This is a genomic window from Paenibacillus sp. 01L418 (assembly GCF_056400045.1).
In genome coordinates, this window is the sequence record NZ_JBFTSN010000757.1 from 1 (window position 1) to 1,284 (window position 1,284).

The 1,284-nt window shown below is 42.6% G+C and carries 1 protein-coding gene and 1 pseudogene; both read left to right on the forward strand.

The window, feature by feature from the left end; genetic code table 11:
• A pseudogene (locus AC1DSE_RS35390) lies at nucleotides 1-332 on the forward strand (hypothetical protein); the annotation flags it as partial.
• 159 nt (nucleotides 333-491) lie between these two features.
• Complete coding sequence (locus AC1DSE_RS35395; protein ID WP_477513026.1) at nucleotides 492-1,082, forward strand: VanZ family protein; 591 nt, start codon at nucleotides 492-494, stop codon at nucleotides 1,080-1,082.
• Nucleotides 1,083-1,284 lie beyond the last annotated feature (202 nt).

Sequence of the window (1,284 nt, forward strand, 5' to 3'; positions counted from 1 at the left end):
CTCTTATGCTGTGCTCAGGATTGAATATTTCGATGGGCATTCACTCTTATGCTGTGCTCAGGATTGAATATTTCGATGGGCATTCACCAATTGGGGTGGATGGCATGGAAACCGGCCCTTCGGAGAATAAATCATTACCGGATCTTATCCCCTGGCTGCAAATCATTCAAGCGAAAGTGCTTTCATCTCATGAGGTTGGGCTCATGATTTCTACTAAAAATCCACCAGTCTCTACCTTACAACTTCATTTTAAGCTGGATGAACAGCTGGTAGCCAAGGATACTGTATCAGCGGTTAATGCCATTGTGTTGGCTCATAAAATGTTCGTTTAACTGCAATGACTTCGACCTCAATCTGGATTGGCAGCTTCGTTGCACTAACGGGCAGTTTAGAGTATCATTCGGACTTACTTTAACTTTCGGCGAAGGTAAATACTGTAAGTGTGGCGAATTAAGTCTAAGAAATTTCTTAGATTGGAAGGAGTACGAGGGATGCTTGACACCAGCTTTGCCTTTATTACAATAGTCGTGATAGGAGTACCAATTCTCATCATCTTTAACCTGCTCTTCAAAAAACGATTTATCTTCCATGTTGTCAGTATATTGGCTTTGATTTACGGGGGCGCGGTTATTTCAGTGACGTTCTTTCCCATGCCTATTGACCAGCAGCTAATTGCGGATATGAAAACAAACGGTGTTGTCCTTTCTTATAACCTCATTCCGTTTAAGAGTATTTCCGGCTCGCTCAATCATTATTATTATATGGTCGGTATTCGAAATGTCTTGGGAAATCTTCTTTTGCTGCTTCCTTTTGGTATACTCTTGGGGATTATGAAGGTCAAAACGGTGGGGAGAGCATTCCTATACGGACTATCGGTGTCTCTCGCAATTGAAATGATCCAGTTGACCATATCACTTCTTTCCCTCGGTACAAGGTCAGTCGATGTAGATGATTTGATTTTAAACAGCGCGGGGACACTAATCGGATTCTTATTATACCGAGTAGTTTATCAGATCCTAAGGAACATAAAGCGCACGACCGTTAAGGATAAATCATTAAGTAATAACTGGAGTGTGCTTTAGAGGATCAGGTCGTTAAGCTCCCTTGGTACGATATAATTTTCTCACGAATGCTCGCTTATTCGCAGGATTTCGCCCGGATAGTAAGGGGGGGAAGACATGAAGGGAATACCCTGTTAGACTTCGGTAACATGAAGGCGCACGGGAATAGAGGAGGGATATAACCGTCCTATATACTTCCATTTACTGCACGCATTCTCCACGC

Excerpts from the sequence above, each read along its gene's own strand:
- AC1DSE_RS35395 (WP_477513026.1), top strand. The coding sequence starts at position 492 with ATGCTTGACACCAGCTTTGCCTTTATTACAATAGTCGTGATAGGAGTA.